Source organism: Bacillus sp. FG16, assembly GCF_057809515.1.
On record NZ_JBMDKC010000337.1, the window covers coordinates 1 to 436 of the forward strand.

Here is a 436-nt window from a genome sequence, read left to right on the forward strand (position 1 = left end):
GGAAGGGAGAAATGAGACGATGGCGGAACAACTGGCTGAAGAAAGAAATTGGGATGCATTATGCGAGAAGGCGGAGAAATTACGAGGTGAAAAACTATCCTGGGCAAACATTGCAGATCGTCTTGGTGTGAGTGAAAGCACATTGTATCACAACGTCGCAAAACGACGAGAGAAAAAAGAGGGCATTAGGAATCGCGCTAAGAGGTCGGGAACGAAAAAGAGTATAAAACCATTGGCCCAAGATGCAAAAGTTATTAGAGAGAAAAATGAACATTCTGAAGAGAGAGAGAATGGAATGCATCAAACAGAATTAAAAGCGGAACTTGAAAAGTTAAAAGAACAATTTCAAAATCGTGAGGAAGAATACACAATATTGCTTGGTGAACGCAACCAGCTAAGCGAGAAGAAATGGGAACTGGAAGCTGAGTTACGTAAA

1 protein-coding gene is annotated in these 436 nt (G+C 41.3%); it reads left to right on the forward strand.

What is annotated here, in order from left to right:
* Nucleotides 1-19 precede the first annotated feature (19 nt).
* Nucleotides 20-436 (forward strand): antiphagocytic M protein (locus ACODS7_RS32625; RefSeq protein WP_488828704.1); only part of this gene is annotated, 417 nt, incomplete at its 3' end.